Genomic DNA, 15,112 nt, shown 5'->3' with positions numbered 1-15,112 from the left:
GAGTCATTTTACAAATACATATATCTCACACAGATGACATATCGCTTGCGTACGTGAAAACGCCCATGAGAAACAAGCATCGTCATGGGCGTTTTTATTATTGATTCACCTTGCGGTCATCAGCCACATTTCTGCATTTTTACTTGACCGGTTTCTTCACCCATCGTCTTTGCCAACAGCTTGACCAGCGCGAACACGGTATCGATATGCGGCGTTGGTGTTTCGGTCAAACGACCGAGTTCTGCCACCGAACCAACCAGCGCATCGATTTCAGGATCACGACCGGCTTCCACATCCTGCAGCATCGAGGTCTTGTGCTTGCCGACCTTCTCTGCACCTGCAATACGCTTCTCGAGCGGCACACGGAATTCGATGCCAAGCTTGTTCGCAACGGTCTGCGCTTCGGTCATCATTGCAGCAGCCAGTTCGCGGCTCAATGGATACTGACAGATGTCTTGCAACGTCGAGTGCGACAGCGCACTGATCGGATTGAACGTCAGGTTACCCCACAGCTTGAGCCACATTTCGGCGCGGATATTGTCCAGCACAGGTGCCTTGAAGCCGGCGTTGGTAAAGCATTCCGAAACACGGGTTGCGCGTTCGCTGATCGAACCGTCGAGTTCGCCGATAGGGAAACGATCGCCTTCGATGTGCTTGATGACGCCTGGAGCGATCAGTTCGGATGCCGGATAAACGACGCAACCGAGAACACGGTCAGCCGGAATCTTAGCGGTGATGGTACCGGTCGGATCCACGCTCTTGACGCAGGTGCCAGCCAGCTTGCCGCCGTGATTGTGGAAGTACCAGAATGGAATACCGTTCTGCATCGTGACGATAACGGTTTCCGGTCCGATCAGTTTTGGCAGATCGTCAGCGATGGCTTCCAGCTGGTGCGCCTTCATTGCCAATACAACGATGTCCTGATGACCGGCTTCGTCGTAATTGTTGGTTGCCTTGACGTTGGATGCAACGTGTTCGGTACCGTCATGCATGATCAACTTGGCGCCGTTCTTGCGAATGGCTTCCAGGTTTGCACCGCGCACGATGAAGGTAACGTCTTCACCTGCCAATGCCAGCTTCACGCCAACATAACCGCCGATTGCACCGGCGCCGATAACTGCAATTTTCATACTTGGCCTCTACGACTATTATTTAAAATCGTTGACGAGTTCGCCGATACCGGCGATCTCGATTTTAATGACGCTGTTCGGCTTCATCGAGCCAACACCAACGGAGGTGCCGCACAGGATGATATCGCCAGGATTCAGCGTCATATCGGCGGAAATCAGACTGACCAGTTGTTGTACCGAAAAGCGCATGTCGCTGATCGGATAGTCTTGTCGAACGTCGCCATTCAAAATGGTTTTTACTACGAGCGTGGTTGGATCGAGATCGGTTGCGATCGTCGGGCCGAACGGGCAGAACGTGTCCAGACCTTTGGCACGAACCCATTGCGCGAACGATGCATCGCGATTCAGGATGTCGGCAACCGTCACGTCGTTGGCAGCGGTGTAACCGAACACGTAGTTCAGTGCATCTGCTTCCGAAACGCGTTTTGCGGTTTTGCCGATGACGATACCGAGCTCGCCTTCAAACACGATTTTTTCATCGGTTGGCGGCTTCTCGATGGTTTCACCTGGGTTCAGGTAGGAATTCGGGGATTTGATCAGATACAGCGGCTCTGCAGGATCTGCCAGATTCAGTTTTTTTGCCAGCGCGTGGAAGTTGTTCCACATGGCGATGATCTTGGTCGGCTGGGCCGGCATCAACAACTTGACGTCGTTGATGTTCAACACGGTGTCGGTCTTGACCGGATTGGCAAACATGTCGCCAGTGAACACTTGAATGTTGTCGCCTTCAAGCGTACCAAATTGCGTATTGCCAGCGTGACTGAAACGGACCCAACGTTGTGACATTTTTTTCTCTTCTCTAAAAGTGCCGAAATTATAAACGCGGCCAATCGTCGCGTCTATCGGAAGTGGGCGTTGCATTCAGGCATGCATACCGCCCGATAATCGATGAAACGGCATCCGCGGGTCGAACAATTTGCACCTGCGGATGCGCTGATAATGCGTTCATCCCCGAACAGGATCGGGGATTTTTTATTACAGAACCGACTTCAGCAGACGACCCATTTCGGATGGATTGCGCGTGACTTTGATGCCGCACGCTTCCATGACTGCCAGCTTCTCTTGCGCCGTACCTTTACCACCGGAAATGATCGCACCGGCGTGGCCCATGCGTTTGCCTGGAGGCGCGGTAACGCCGGCGATGAAGCCGACAACCGGTTTCTTCATGTTGTCCTTGATCCAGCGTGCGCAGGTTTCTTCTGCATCGCCGCCGATTTCACCGACCATGATGACTGCGTCGGTGTCAGGATCATCGTTGAACATGCGCAGCACGTCGATGTGTTTCAGACCCGAAACCGGATCGCCACCGATACCGACGACGGTCGATTGACCGAGGCCGAATTCAGCCAGCTGCCCAGCGGCTTCATAGGTCAACGTACCCGAACGCGAAACGACGCCGATGCGACCTTTCTTGTGGATGTGACCTGGCATGATGCCGATCTTGATTTCGTCTGGGGTGATCAGGCCTGGGCAGTTCGGGCCGAGCAGCAGGGTTTTCTTGCCTTCCATGCGTTGCTTGGTGCGAATCATGTCACGGACCGGGATACCTTCGGTGATGCAGATGACCAGATCGACGCCTGCGTCGACCGCTTCGTCGATCGCTGCGGCAGCGAACGGAGGCGGAACGTAGATGACGGAAACGGTCGCGCCCGTTTCTGATTTTGCTTCAGCAACCGATGCGTAAATCGGCACGCCTTCGAACGATTCGCCAGGTTTCTTTGGGTTCACGCCAGCGACGAAACAGTTTTTACCGTTTGCGTATTCGATACACATCTTGGTGTGGAACTGACCGGTTTTGCCGGTGATACCTTGGGTGATGACTTTGGTGTCTTTGTTGATCAGGATAGACATTGCTTATTTCCCCTGCGATGCGTTGACGACTTTTTCTGCCGCTTCAGCCATGTTGTTAGCCGTGATGATCGGAAGGCCGGATTCTGCCAAGATTTTCTTGCCGAGTTCTTCGTTGGTGCCCGCCATGCGAACGACCAGTGGAACTTGCAGATCGACCTGTTTCGCCGCCGCGATCACGCCGTTTGCGATCACGTCGCAACGCATGATGCCGCCGAAGATGTTGACCAGAATCGCCTTGATGTCCGGGTTTTTCAACATGATCTTGAACGCTTCTGTGACTTTCTCGGTCGTGGCACCGCCGCCGACGTCGAGGAAGTTGGCTGGCTCGCCGCCGTACAGCTTGATGACGTCCATGGTTGCCATTGCCAGACCGGCGCCGTTCACCAGGCAGCCGATGTTGCCATCGAGCGAGATGTACGTCAGGTCGAATTTCGATGCTTCGATTTCAGCTGCATCTTCTTCGTCCAGATCGCGCATTTCCTGGATTTCAGGATGACGATACATGGCGTTGGAGTCGAAGTTGAATTTCGCGTCCAATGCAACGATACGGTCGTCGCCGGTCACGATCAGCGGGTTGATTTCAGCCAGCGATGCGTCGGACTCGTCGAATGCCTTGTACAGGCCTTGCATGAATGCGCGTGCTTGCGGAACCGAACCTTCAGGCACGCCGATCTTGCGAGCGATGTCGTCCGCTTCGCTGTCGAGCAGACCTTTGACTGGATCGATGAATACCTTGTGAATTTTTTCAGGAGTGTGTTCTGCGACGTGTTCGATGTCCATGCCGCCTTCGCTCGATGCCATCAGCGCAACGCGCTGGCTACCGCGATCGACGACCATGCCGACGTACAGTTCTTTCTTGATGTCCGCGCCTTCTTCGATCAGCAAACGTTTGACCAGGCGGCCTTCAGGGCCGGTCTGATGCGTGACCAAAGTCATGCCGAGGATGTCGTTGGCGTACTTGCGCACTTCGTCCAGCGACTTCGCCACTTTGACGCCACCGCCTTTACCGCGACCGCCAGCGTGAATTTGCGCCTTGACAACCCAAACCTTGCCGCCCAGTTTTTCAGCAGCCTGTACAGCCTCGTCTACGGAGAAACATGGAAAGCCTTTCGGTGTGGTCACACCGTACTTACGCAGTATTTCTTTCCCTTGATACTCGTGGATATTCATGATCGTCCTTATTGATAACCAATTTTTAGCAGCGATTCGCTACGATATTTTTTGCACCAATCCACGCAAAAACCGTCGATATTCCCAGCAAAAAGACAGCTATTCTAGCAATTCCCGACTTGAATTAAAACGGTGCCGAGGATTGTCCGAGAAGCGCCGTCCGAACGCCTTGACCGCGGTTAAGATTCGATATTTGCAGCCTTAACAGCAGCCAACTTCGGCAAACCTGCAGCCGACAGGAATTAGCCCGCTTAGGAAGGCAACACCTCTTTTGCCTCATGAACAAAAATGGAAGAGCGGCATACTGCACGCGGCGCGACATCGAACAGGTCAGTTGAAGTGCGCAGTGCAATACTTCGCATCGCGATCACAGGTGCATCAGATCATGCTGCACCTATGTGCGACGCCATGCTCAACGCCGTTTCAATTTCGCATTCCTGCTCCGTTACCGGATCATCTGCGAAAGCCCATCGGCGGTCATGCTTGACGACTTTCGTCGCCAGTCAGAAATAGCGTTATACCCCGGAAGAGGCCAAATGCAAAATGGCCACGCACCGACCGAAGCCAAAGTTTCTGTATTCACCCGAAGGTTATTCGGGTTGGCTTGCATCTTAGGGACAAAAAATGATTAGGCATAGTTAAAGTATTTAATCATAATAATTCCCTCGGATTTATAGCTGGCAAGTCGTCATATGAAAAATGCAACATTGCGGCAATTGAAGGTCTTCGAGACCGTGGCCCGCCATCTGAGTTTTTCCCGCGCCGCAGAAGAGTTGCATCTGACGCAGCCGGCCGTCTCCACGCAAGTGAAAAAGCTGGAGGAACATGCCGGTCTGGCGCTGTTCGAACAGCTCGGCAAGAAAATCTACCTGACGCCGGGCGGCGCCGAATTACTGCATTACAGCCGCGCGATCATCCAGCAATTTCAGGAAGCTGAAGATGCCATGACGCAATTCAAGGGCATCACCGGGGGCAAACTGAATGTCGCCGTAATCAGTGCAGGCGATTACTTCTTCCCGCGCCTGCTGGTGGAATTCGCGCGCAGCCATCAAGGCGTGACCCTGAATCTTTCCGTACACAATCGCGACGGCCTGCTGAACCAGCTCGCCAACAACTTTACCGATCTGGCGATCATGGTGCGACCGCCGGTCGACATGGATACCGTCAACGAACCGTTTGCGCCGCACCCGTATGTCATCGTGGCGCCGCCAGATCATCACCTGGTCTCGCAAAAAAACATTCCGATCAGTGCATTGATGCATGAGCCGTTCGTTGTGCGCGAAAAAGGATCGGATACCTGGAATTCGATGGAGGAAGGATTTGCCGGACGTCTGCCGGAGATCAACATCGCGATGGAAATTCGCAGTACCGAAACCATCAAGCAAGCCGTCATCGCCGGCATGGGCATCAGCTTTTTGTCGGCGCATACGATCAGTCTGGAATTGCAGGCCGGCAGTCTGGCGGTGCTGGACGTCGAAGGATTCCCCGTGATGCTGAACTGGTATGTCGTGCATCGCAAGAACAAGCGACTGCCGCCCGTCGCACAGGCATTCAAGGACTTCCTGCTGGAAGAAGGACCGGAACTGATCGAACGCCTGGTTCGTTACAATCCGAAACCCGGAAGACTGTTGAACGACCTTCCCAAGGGCGCACCGAAAAAGAAAGCGTGAAGTTCAAAACGGGATTTCATATCGGCACGCGCTCTGCGGCCAAAACAAAAAAGCCCGGAAAATCCCGGGCTTTTTGTCGAATCGCAATGCGATCGTGAATCACACCACCTTCAAGACGATCTTGCCGATGTGCGCACTGCTTTCCATCAACGCATGCGCCTGCGCCGCTTCTTCCAGCGGGAAGGTCTGGTAAATGACGGGTTTGATCTTGCCTGCTGATAACAATGGCCAGACACGTGCTCGCAACTGATCGGCGATGGCCGCCTTGAACGCGATCGGTCGCGGACGCAAGGTCGAGCCGGTGATCGTCAGGCGACGCAACAAAATCTGTCCGAGACTGATCGTCGCCTTGTTGCCGCCCAACAGCGCGATGAAAACCAGACGGCCGTCATCGGCGAGGCAGCGGATTTCACGATCGGTGTAATCGCCACCAACCATGTCGAGAATCACATCCACGCCTTTACCGTTGGTCGCTGCCTTGACCACTTCGGCAAAATCTTCCGTCTTGTAGTTGATGCCGCGTTCGGCACCCATCACTTCGCACGCGCGACATTTCTCGTCGCTGCCGGCAGTGGCGAATACGCGATGACCGAGTGCCGCCGCGATCTGGATCGCGGTTACGCCGATACCGGAAGTGCCGCCCTGCACGAGGAAGGTTTCGTTGCCGCTCAGACCGACGCGGTCGAACACATTGCTCCAGACGGTGAAAAACGTCTCCGGCAGCGACGCTGCCTCGACTGCATCCAGCCCTTCCGGAATCGGCAGGCATTGTTCGAACGGCGCCGTGCAATATTCGGCGTAACCGCCACCCTGGACGAGGGCGCATACCATGTCGCCCTGCTTGAAACCAGTTTCCTCGAGATCGCCACCGACGATTTCGCCGGAGACTTCCAGACCCGGCAGATCCGATGCGCCCTTCGGTACCGGATAGTTGCCGGTACGCTGCAACACGTCAGGACGATTGATGCCCGCTGCGTGCACCTTGATCAGTACTTCACCGGCTTTCGGTTCAGGAACCGGGCGATCGCACAGTTTCAGAACGTCTGGTGGGCCGGGTTGAGTAATCTCGATGGCACGCATGAAAAATCCTTTTGTCGTATGAATGGCGTTGAAGGCAGAAGGATATTCGATTATCCGATCCGCTGCAGCGACAGCGCCGGATGGAATCAGGCAAACAGCGCGTTGAATTCCTGTACTGCGCGCTGCGGGTCGCCTGCCAGATAAATACTGCTGATGGCGGCCACCATGTCGGCACCGTTCTTCACCAGCGGTGCCGAATTCTCCTTCGTCATGCCACCGATCACAACGCTCGGTACTTTGCCCTGTGCTTTCCAGTCGCTGACGATGGTTGGCGGCGTCGTTACCGGATACTTCTTGACCTTCGACGGATAGAATCCGCCGAACGCGACATAGCTGGCGCCGGCTGCCTGTGCCGACAACGCCAGTTGCAGATCGCCGTAGCACGACGAGCCAAGAATCTTGTCCGGGCCGATCAACGCACGTACATCCGCAACCGACTTGTCGGTGCCGCCGACGTGAATGCCGTCCGCATCGAGGCTCATGCACAACTCGACGTGATCGTTGATGATGAAAGGCACCTGATAGCTGCGGCACAACGCCTGCAGACATTCCGCCTGCTCCTGACGTTGCGCGGCATCGGCAGTCTTGTGCCGGTATTGCAGCAATGCGATACCGCCCTTCAACGCGAGTTCGGTTGCTTCCAGCAACTTGCGGGTATCGTCCCAGTCAGGTGTGACGAGGTACAGACCATGCAACTTTTGTGCGGTGTTCATGTGCGCTCCCTTCGGATCAAACCACGCGCCCCGCCATCGGCGACGATGGCGATGCGGCAAATTTTTTGGCAATGCGTCCCGCCAGATAAGCGTTGCGACCGGCTTCGATACCAAGCTTCATTGCGTATGCCATGCGCACAGGATCCTGTGCACCGGCAATCGCGGTATTCATCAGCACGCCATCACAACCAAGTTCCATTGCGATCGCTGCATCGGATGCAGTACCAACACCGGCGTCGACGATCACCGGTACTTTCGACTGCTCGATGATCAGCGACAGGTTCCACGGATTCAGAATGCCCATGCCGGAACCGATCAGCGATGCCAGCGGCATGATCGCGGCGCAACCGATGTCTTCCAGCATGCGCGCCTGAATCGGATCGTCGCTGCAATAGACCATGACGTCGAAACCGTCCTTGACCAATGTTTCGGCGGCTTTCAAGGTTTCCGGCATGTTCGGGAACAAGGTCTTTTCGTCGCCCAGTACTTCGAGCTTGCACAGCTTGTGGCCACCGAGAATTTCACGGCCGAGTTGCAGCGTGTAGACCGCATCAGCCGCGTTGTAGCAGCCGGCGGAATTTGGCAGCAGCGTGAATTCGGATGGTGGCAGCACGTCGAGCAGGCTCGGCGCGTTCGGGTCCTGCCCGATGTTGACGCGACGGATTGCGACGGTAACGATTTCCGCACCGCTGGCCAGGCTCGCTTCGCGCGTTTCGGCAAGATCCTTGTATTTTCCGCTGCCGACCAGCAGACGCGAGCGATAGGTTTTTCCAGCGACAACAAACGGTTCGTCGGAAAATGACGCGTGGTTACTCATGATGATTCCTGTGTTCGCTTATTGCGATATATCGGATGAGGCTGAATGCACGTCAGTGCAGGTACAGAAAGAACGACATGCAGGGCATTCGACAACGCCCTGCATTGTCACGCTCAACCGCCGCCGATGGCGCGGACGACGTCTACGCGATCAGCCGGTTGCAGTTGCCGCTGCGGCCATGCGCTGCGCGGCACAATCTCGCGATTGATCGCCACAGCCACGGCCTTTCCGGCCAGCGACAACTCCGCGATCAGCTCCTCGACATTTTGCTTGTCGTGGATCTGGTGCGGCGCGCCGTTCAATTCAATTTCAAACATTATTGCTTTTGGTAAATTTCCGAGCCGCTTTTGACGAACTCGATTGATTTGACTTCCATGCCCTGCTTGAGTGCCTGGATTTCGGAAATGCCTTGCGCAGCCGCGTAATCGCGCACTTCCTGCGTGATTTTCATCGAGCAGAAATGCGGGCCGCACATCGAGCAGAAGTGCGCGACTTTAGCAGAATCCTTGGGCAATGTCTCGTCGTGGAATTCCCGCGCCTTGTCCGGGTCGAGCCCGATATTGAACTGGTCTTCCCAGCGGAATTCGAATCGCGCCTTCGACAAGGCATTATCGCGGATTTGCGCGCCGGGATGACCTTTTGCCAAGTCCGCTGCATGCGCGGCGATCTTGTACGTGATGATGCCGTCCTTGACGTCGACCTTGTTCGGCAAGCCGAGGTGTTCCTTCGGTGTGACGTAACACAGCATTGCGGTGCCGTACCAGCCGATCTGCGCGGCGCCGATGCCGGACGTGATGTGGTCGTAACCCGGTGCGATATCAGTGGTCAACGGGCCCAGCGTGTAGAACGGCGCTTCATGGCACTGTTCCAGTTGCAGGTCCATGTTTTCCTTGATCAGGTGCATCGGCACGTGGCCCGGACCTTCGATCATGACTTGCACGTCATGCTTCCATGCGATCTGCGTCAGTTCGCCCAGCGTTTTCAATTCGCCGAGTTGCGCTTCGTCGTTCGCATCGTAGATCGAACCCGGACGCAAGCCGTCGCCGAGCGAGAACGACACGTCGTACGCTTTCATGATTTCGCAAATGTCTTCGAAGTGTTCGTACAGGAACGATTCCTTGTGATGCGCGAGACACCATTTCGCCATGATCGAACCGCCGCGCGACACGATGCCGGTCATGCGTTTTGCGGTCAGCGGCACGTATTGCAGACGCACGCCGGCGTGGATCGTGAAGTAATCGACGCCCTGCTCGGCCTGTTCGATCAATGTGTCACGGAAGATTTCCCACGTCAGGTCTTCGGCCTTGCCGTTGACCTTTTCCAGCGCCTGATAAATCGGCACGGTACCGATCGGCACCGGCGAATTGCGGATGATCCATTCGCGCGTTTCGTGAATGTGCTTGCCGGTCGACAGATCCATCACGTTGTCGCCGCCCCAGCGGATCGCCCACGTCATTTTCTCGACTTCCTCGCCGATCGACGACGTGACGGCGGAGTTGCCGATGTTGGCGTTGATCTTGACGAGGAAATTACGGCCGATGATCATCGGTTCGATTTCAGGGTGATTGATGTTGGCAGGAATGATGGCACGGCCGCGGGCGATTTCATCACGCACGAATTCCGGCGTGATTTCCAGCGGAATCGATGCGCCGAACGATTGGCCCGGATGCTGACGTCCCATCAGTTCGGCAAGCTTTTCGCCTTTCGGGCCGGAGGCTTTCAGTTCCTCCAGATAGACGCGACGATTCATGTTTTCGCGAATCGCGACGAATTCCATTTCCGGTGTGACGATGCCCTGACGTGCGTAGTGCATCTGCGATACGTTCTTGCCGTTCAGTGCACGGCGCGGTTTGCGATGCAGGTTAAATCGGAGCTCAGACAACTGCGGATCGTTCAGACGTTCGATGCCGTATTCCGATGTCGGACCCGGCAGTTCCTCGGTGTCCTTGCGTTCGAGAATCCACGGCAGGCGCGGCGTATCGAGACCCGAACGGATGTCGATCTTCACCGAAGGGTCGGTGTAAGGACCGGACGTGTCGTACACGTAGATCGGAGGATTCTTTTCCGCACCGAAGGATGCGGCGGTATCGGATTGCGAGATTTCGCGCATCGGCACGCGAATGTCCGGGCGCGAACCTTCGATGTAGATCTTGCGGGAATTCGGCAGCGGCTGGATGGCTGCTTCGTCGACTGTCGCCGTGGCGGACAGGAATTTTGGATTGGCGTTCATTTTGGCTCCTTGGCTAACTTCAAATTGGCTTGGAGCCAGCTAAGGAGGTTTCGAGGTGATGGGACGGCATTGTTGGATGCAAACCATCTATCTCGGCAGCTTCCCTTCGCTGGCATTATCCAGATCAGGTTCAAGGGTTTTTCTCACCCGGCAGGACATACGTGTGGCCTGCCTAGGACCCCTAGCTTTTTACTTCTGCAACAAACTACAAAAACACCTACAACCACTGCACACGAGTTTATGAATTACGACCGCAATCCACATTGACCGGGATCAAGCTTCGTGCAATGACATGAATGGGCTGACCGTGCCTTGCGAAAAACGCAGCCCATTCATGTCAGTTCTTAAACAACTGGCGTCGCCCAAGAACCGACACGTACTGATTACTTCACTGTTGCGATATGCAACAGATTGGTGGTGCCGGATTCGCCGAATGGCAAGCCCGCCGAAATAGCAATGTATTCGCCTGTCTTGGCAAAACCTTCGCGTACAGCAGAGGTCACGGCTTCGCTGACCATTTCGTCAACCGAATGCACGTCCTTGCCGACGACCGAGTGAATGCCCCATACCCATGCCAGACGACGCGCAGTTTTGAGTTCCGGCGTGATGCTGAGGATGGAGGTGTTCGGACGAACACGCGCAGCGCTCATGCTGGTGCTGCCGGACTTGGTGTATGTCACGGTACCGGCTGCGTTGAGCGACGTGGTTGCATCGAGCAACGCCTTGCAGATCGCATCTTCCGGCGTCGAACGCGGTGCGACTTGCTGCGCGTCCAGCAGTTTGCGGTAGGCCGGATCCGATTCCACTTCCTTGATGATGGCATCCATCATTTGTACGGCGCGCACCGGATTTTTACCGCTTGCCGATTCTGCCGACAGCATGACTGCATCGGCGCCTTCGTAGATCGCGTTGGCGACGTCCGACGCTTCTGCGCGGGTCGGCATTGGCGACTCGGTCATCGATTCCAGCATGTGGGTGGCGACGATGGTCGGACGACCGTATTTGCGCGAAACACGGATGATTTCCTTTTGTGCACGTGGCACTTGCGAGATCGGCAATTCAACACCGAGATCACCACGGGCAACCATCACGGAATCGGATGCCTTGCAGATTGCATCGATGTCCAGCATCGCGGCCGGCTTTTCGATTTTCGACTGGATCAAAGCGCGATCGCCGATGATCTTGCGTGCATCTTCGATGTCGGAAACCTGTTGCACGAACGACAGCGCAACCCAGTCCACGCCCAGCGACAGAGCGAATTCCAGATCGATCAGATCTTTCGGGGTCATGGCAGGAATCGGCAGGATCGCGTCCGGCACGTTGACGCCTTTGCGGTTCGAAATCTTGCCACCGGTGGTAACGCGGGTCACGATGCGGTCGCCCGAGTTGCTTTCGATCGAGACGCGAATTTTGCCATCGTCGAACAGCAGGTTCTGACCGGCTGCAACGGCTGCAAACAGTTCAGGATGCGGCAGGTAAACACGCGTTGCATCGCCTGGCGCTTCATTGCGGTCCAGTACAAATTGTTCGCCTTCTTTCAGCACGGCGGAGTCGCCCGTGAACGTACCCAGGCGGATCTTCGGACCTTGCAAGTCAGCGAGGATCGAAACAGGACGACCATACTTGGTTTCCAGGCCACGAACGATTTCGTGACGTGCACGGTGATCTTCGTGCGAACCATGGCTGAAGTTGAAGCGGAACATGTCCACACCAGCCTCAAACAGTGCGTTGATGGTTTCTACATCGCCGCTTGCTGGGCCCAGGGTAGCAACGATTTTTGCTTTGCGATTACGTCTCATGACAGGTCTTCTTTTTAAGTGAGAATGAAAAAATCGGGTGCCGCCGCGCAACGATGCACAGCAGCGAATACTTTACAGAATCAGGATGGCTCGGAAATCATTAACGTTGGTACGTGTCGGGCCGCTGACAATCAGATCGCCCAGACCGCTGAAAAAGCCGTAACCGTCATTGTTTTCGAGCATGGCCTTGGCGTTCAATCCGTTTTCTGCGGCACGTGTCCACGAATCAGGTTGATAGATCGCGCCAGCGTTGTCTTCGGAACCGTCGATACCGTCGGTATCGCATGCCAGCGCATGAATGCCCGGCGTGCCTTGCAACGATACGGCCAGGCTCAGCAGGAATTCTGCATTGCGGCCGCCGCGACCTTTGCCGCGTACGGTCACGGTGGTTTCACCACCGGAAAGAATCACGCATGGTTTGGCAAACGGCTGGCCGAATTTAGCGACCTGCTTGGCCAGTGCTGCGTGCACCATGCCGACGTCGCGCGATTCGCCTTCGAGATCGTTCGACAGGATGTATGGCGTGATACCGGCTGCGCGTGCTTTCGCCGCAGCGGCTTCCAGCGCGTGCTGCGCGGTGGCCATCACGTGATGTTCATTGCGGGCGAAACGTGCGTCGCCCGGCTTCGGTGTTTCACCGGCACCGGATTCCAGATGCTTGCGCACGTTTTCAGGAATGTCGATGTTGTACTTTTTCAGGATTGCCAGCGATTGTTCGCACGTCGTTGGATCAGGCAGCGTCGGACCCGATGCGATCACGCCCGGATCGTCGCCTGGCACGTCGGAAATCAGCAGCGTCACGACACGTGCCGGTGCACAGGCGAGTGCCAGACGGCCGCCCTTGATTGCGGACAGATGCTTGCGCACGCAATTCATTTCGGAAATCGTGGCACCGCTCTTCAGCAACGCCTTGTTCAATGCCTGTTTTTGTTCGAGCGTGATGCCTTCACCGGGCAGGCTCAACAATGCGGAGCCACCCCCGGTAATCAGACACAACACGAGGTCGTCTTCGGTCAAACCCTTGACCATTTCCAGCATGCGACCGGCTGCGGCGCGGCCTGCTTCATCCGGGACCGGATGTGCGGCTTCGACGACTTCGATCTGCTTGCAGTCGGCGCCGTGGTCGTAGCGCGTGACGACCAGTCCTTCGACCTTGCCCGGCCAGTTGTCTTCAACGACTTTTGCCATGGCGGCGGCACCTTTGCCGGCACCGATCACCAGCGTGCGGCCCTTGGCCGATTGCTTGGGCAGGTAAGCGGGCATGCACTTCTGTGGGCTCACGGCTTCAACTGCGGTGGCGTACAGGTCGTTTAAAAACTGGCGTGGATCGATCGACATGTGGCGAATGACTTTTTAAGAATTAGGAAAATCTGCAACTTGGGCATGGAATCAACCGGCATTGCACATCAGCGCAACGCCGGTCTCAAACCACTTACTATCGAACCGGGTTACGCCTTGGCGATTTCGTGGTTCGACATGATTTCGATTGCACGGCACAGTGCCGAGTGATCGAGGCCGCTCATGCCATTGGCTGCACAGGCGTTCATCAGTTCCTGGGTGTTCGCCGTGTTTGGCAGCGAAACGCCCATTGCTTTAGCACCTTGCAATGCCAGGTTCAGATCTTTCTGGTGCAGTTCGATACGGAAGCCCGGGTTGAACGTACGCTTGACCATACGCTCGCCATGTACTTCCAGAATGCGCGAGTTCGCGAAACCGCCCATCAGTGCCTGACGCACTTTGGCAGGATCGGCACCGGCTTTCGATGCGAACAACAGGGCTTCGGAAACAGCCTGGATGTTCAGTGCAACGATGATCTGGTTCGCTACTTTGGTAGTTTGACCGTCGCCGTTACCGCCGACCAGCGTGATGTTCTTGCCCATCAGTTCGAACAGTGGCTTGACGGTGTTGAACGCTTCTTCCGAGCCGCCGATCATGATGGTCAGCGATGCAGCTTTTGCACCGACTTCACCACCGGATACTGGTGCGTCCAGGTATTGGCAGCCGAGGTCGTTGATTTTTTTCGCGAAACCCTTGGTGGCGATTGGCGAAATCGAGCTCATGTCGACCACGATTTTGCCAGCCGACAAACCGGCAGCAACACCGTCCTGGCCGAACAGCACGGCTTCAACGTGCGGGGTGTCCGGCACCATCGTGATGATGATGTCTGCGCGCTTGGCAACTTCTGCACCCGACGTGCACGAAGTCGCGCCGCCGTCGATCAGTTCTGCAGGTGGATTCTTGACATCGTGCAGGTACAGCTTGTGGCCGCCTTTTTGCAGGTTAAGCGCCATTGGCGCGCCCATGATGCCCAAACCGATAAATCCGACTTTTGCCATGATGATGACTCCTGAAATTTTTTAGTGAATATGTAGTGCGGGACGCTGTAAAAATATTGAGCGGCCCGCCGGACCGCTCAATATCGATGCGTTACATCAGACGCCGTGCGCTGCGCGCCAGCCGAGACCTTCTACGGTGCCGGCTTTCGGTTTGTATTCGCAACCGATCCAGCCTTTGTAGCCGATTTCGTCCAGGAACTTGAACAGGTAGGTGTAGTTGATTTCACCGGTGCCTGGTTCGAAGCGGCCTGGATTGTCTGCCAGTTGGAGATGAGGAATGACCGCGAGGTTGTTCTTGATCGTGTTCGCCAGTTCA

The 15,112-nt window shown here is 55.8% G+C and carries 14 protein-coding genes and 1 riboswitch; of the genes, 1 reads left to right on the top strand and 13 read right to left on the bottom strand.

Going from position 1 to position 15,112, the window contains the following annotated elements:
* Positions 1 to 119: 119 nt before the first annotated feature.
* The 4 genes from VN114_RS08445 to sucC form a co-directional block, all read right to left on the bottom strand.
* Complete coding sequence (locus VN114_RS08445) at positions 120 to 1,130, bottom strand: 2-dehydropantoate 2-reductase (protein WP_325513882.1); 1,011 nt, start codon at positions 1,128 to 1,130, stop codon at positions 120 to 122.
* Between the two features lie 18 nt (positions 1,131 to 1,148).
* Positions 1,149 to 1,916: a fumarylacetoacetate hydrolase family protein gene (locus tag VN114_RS08440; protein ID WP_325513880.1), complete on the bottom strand. Its 768-nt coding sequence runs from the start codon at positions 1,914 to 1,916 to the stop codon at positions 1,149 to 1,151.
* A gap of 189 nt (positions 1,917 to 2,105) precedes the next feature.
* On the bottom strand, positions 2,106 to 2,981 hold the full coding sequence (sucD, locus tag VN114_RS08435) for a succinate--CoA ligase subunit alpha (protein ID WP_325513878.1): 876 nt from the start codon (positions 2,979 to 2,981) through the stop codon (positions 2,106 to 2,108).
* 3 nt (positions 2,982 to 2,984) lie between these two features.
* Positions 2,985 to 4,151, bottom strand: coding sequence for an ADP-forming succinate--CoA ligase subunit beta (sucC, locus tag VN114_RS08430; RefSeq protein WP_325513876.1), 1,167 nt, complete (start codon positions 4,149 to 4,151; stop codon positions 2,985 to 2,987).
* A 692-nt stretch (positions 4,152 to 4,843) separates the two neighbouring features.
* Here sucC and VN114_RS08425 point away from each other — a divergent pair.
* Positions 4,844 to 5,821 carry a LysR family transcriptional regulator gene (locus VN114_RS08425; RefSeq protein ID WP_325513874.1) on the top strand — a complete coding sequence of 326 codons (978 nt, stop codon included), beginning with the start codon at positions 4,844 to 4,846 and terminating at the stop codon, positions 5,819 to 5,821.
* 99 nt (positions 5,822 to 5,920) lie between these two features.
* Here the strand turns inward: VN114_RS08425 and VN114_RS08420 are convergent, their stop codons facing one another.
* The 9 genes from VN114_RS08420 to VN114_RS08380 form a co-directional block, all read right to left on the bottom strand.
* Positions 5,921 to 6,901 (bottom strand): NAD(P)H-quinone oxidoreductase, encoded by a 981-nt coding sequence (locus tag VN114_RS08420; RefSeq protein ID WP_325513872.1) that lies wholly within the window; start codon positions 6,899 to 6,901, stop codon positions 5,921 to 5,923.
* Between the two features lie 86 nt (positions 6,902 to 6,987).
* Positions 6,988 to 7,614: a thiamine phosphate synthase gene (gene thiE / locus VN114_RS08415; protein WP_325513870.1), complete on the bottom strand. Its 627-nt coding sequence runs from the start codon at positions 7,612 to 7,614 to the stop codon at positions 6,988 to 6,990.
* Between the two features lie 16 nt (positions 7,615 to 7,630).
* Positions 7,631 to 8,431, bottom strand: coding sequence for a thiazole synthase (locus VN114_RS08410; RefSeq protein WP_325513868.1), 801 nt, complete (start codon positions 8,429 to 8,431; stop codon positions 7,631 to 7,633).
* Positions 8,432 to 8,544: 113 nt separating this feature from the next.
* Positions 8,545 to 8,748: a sulfur carrier protein ThiS gene (thiS, locus tag VN114_RS08405; RefSeq protein WP_325513866.1), complete on the bottom strand. Its 204-nt coding sequence runs from the start codon at positions 8,746 to 8,748 to the stop codon at positions 8,545 to 8,547.
* Complete coding sequence (gene thiC / locus VN114_RS08400) at positions 8,748 to 10,661, bottom strand: phosphomethylpyrimidine synthase ThiC (protein ID WP_325513864.1); 1,914 nt, start codon at positions 10,659 to 10,661, stop codon at positions 8,748 to 8,750. Before thiC ends, thiS begins: the two co-directional genes overlap by 1 nt.
* Before the next feature lie 84 nt (positions 10,662 to 10,745).
* A riboswitch (TPP riboswitch) is annotated at positions 10,746 to 10,854 on the bottom strand.
* A 190-nt stretch (positions 10,855 to 11,044) separates the two neighbouring features.
* Positions 11,045 to 12,460 (bottom strand): pyruvate kinase, encoded by a 1,416-nt coding sequence (pyk, locus tag VN114_RS08395; protein WP_325513863.1) that lies wholly within the window; start codon positions 12,458 to 12,460, stop codon positions 11,045 to 11,047.
* Positions 12,461 to 12,532: 72 nt separating this feature from the next.
* Positions 12,533 to 13,798, bottom strand: coding sequence for a glycerate kinase (locus VN114_RS08390; RefSeq protein WP_325513861.1), 1,266 nt, complete (start codon positions 13,796 to 13,798; stop codon positions 12,533 to 12,535).
* A 110-nt stretch (positions 13,799 to 13,908) separates the two neighbouring features.
* Positions 13,909 to 14,796 carry a 2-hydroxy-3-oxopropionate reductase gene (glxR, locus tag VN114_RS08385; protein ID WP_325513859.1) on the bottom strand — a complete coding sequence of 296 codons (888 nt, stop codon included), beginning with the start codon at positions 14,794 to 14,796 and terminating at the stop codon, positions 13,909 to 13,911.
* Between the two features lie 96 nt (positions 14,797 to 14,892).
* Positions 14,893 to 15,112 (bottom strand): TIM barrel protein (locus VN114_RS08380; protein WP_325513857.1); only part of this gene is annotated, 220 nt, incomplete at its 5' end.

The organism is Oxalicibacterium sp., from assembly GCF_035565035.1.
Taxonomy (GTDB): domain Bacteria; phylum Pseudomonadota; class Gammaproteobacteria; order Burkholderiales; family Burkholderiaceae_D; genus Oxalicibacterium.
Note: the sequence above shows the minus strand (reverse complement) of the source record. Positions and strands in the feature narration are given on the sequence as shown.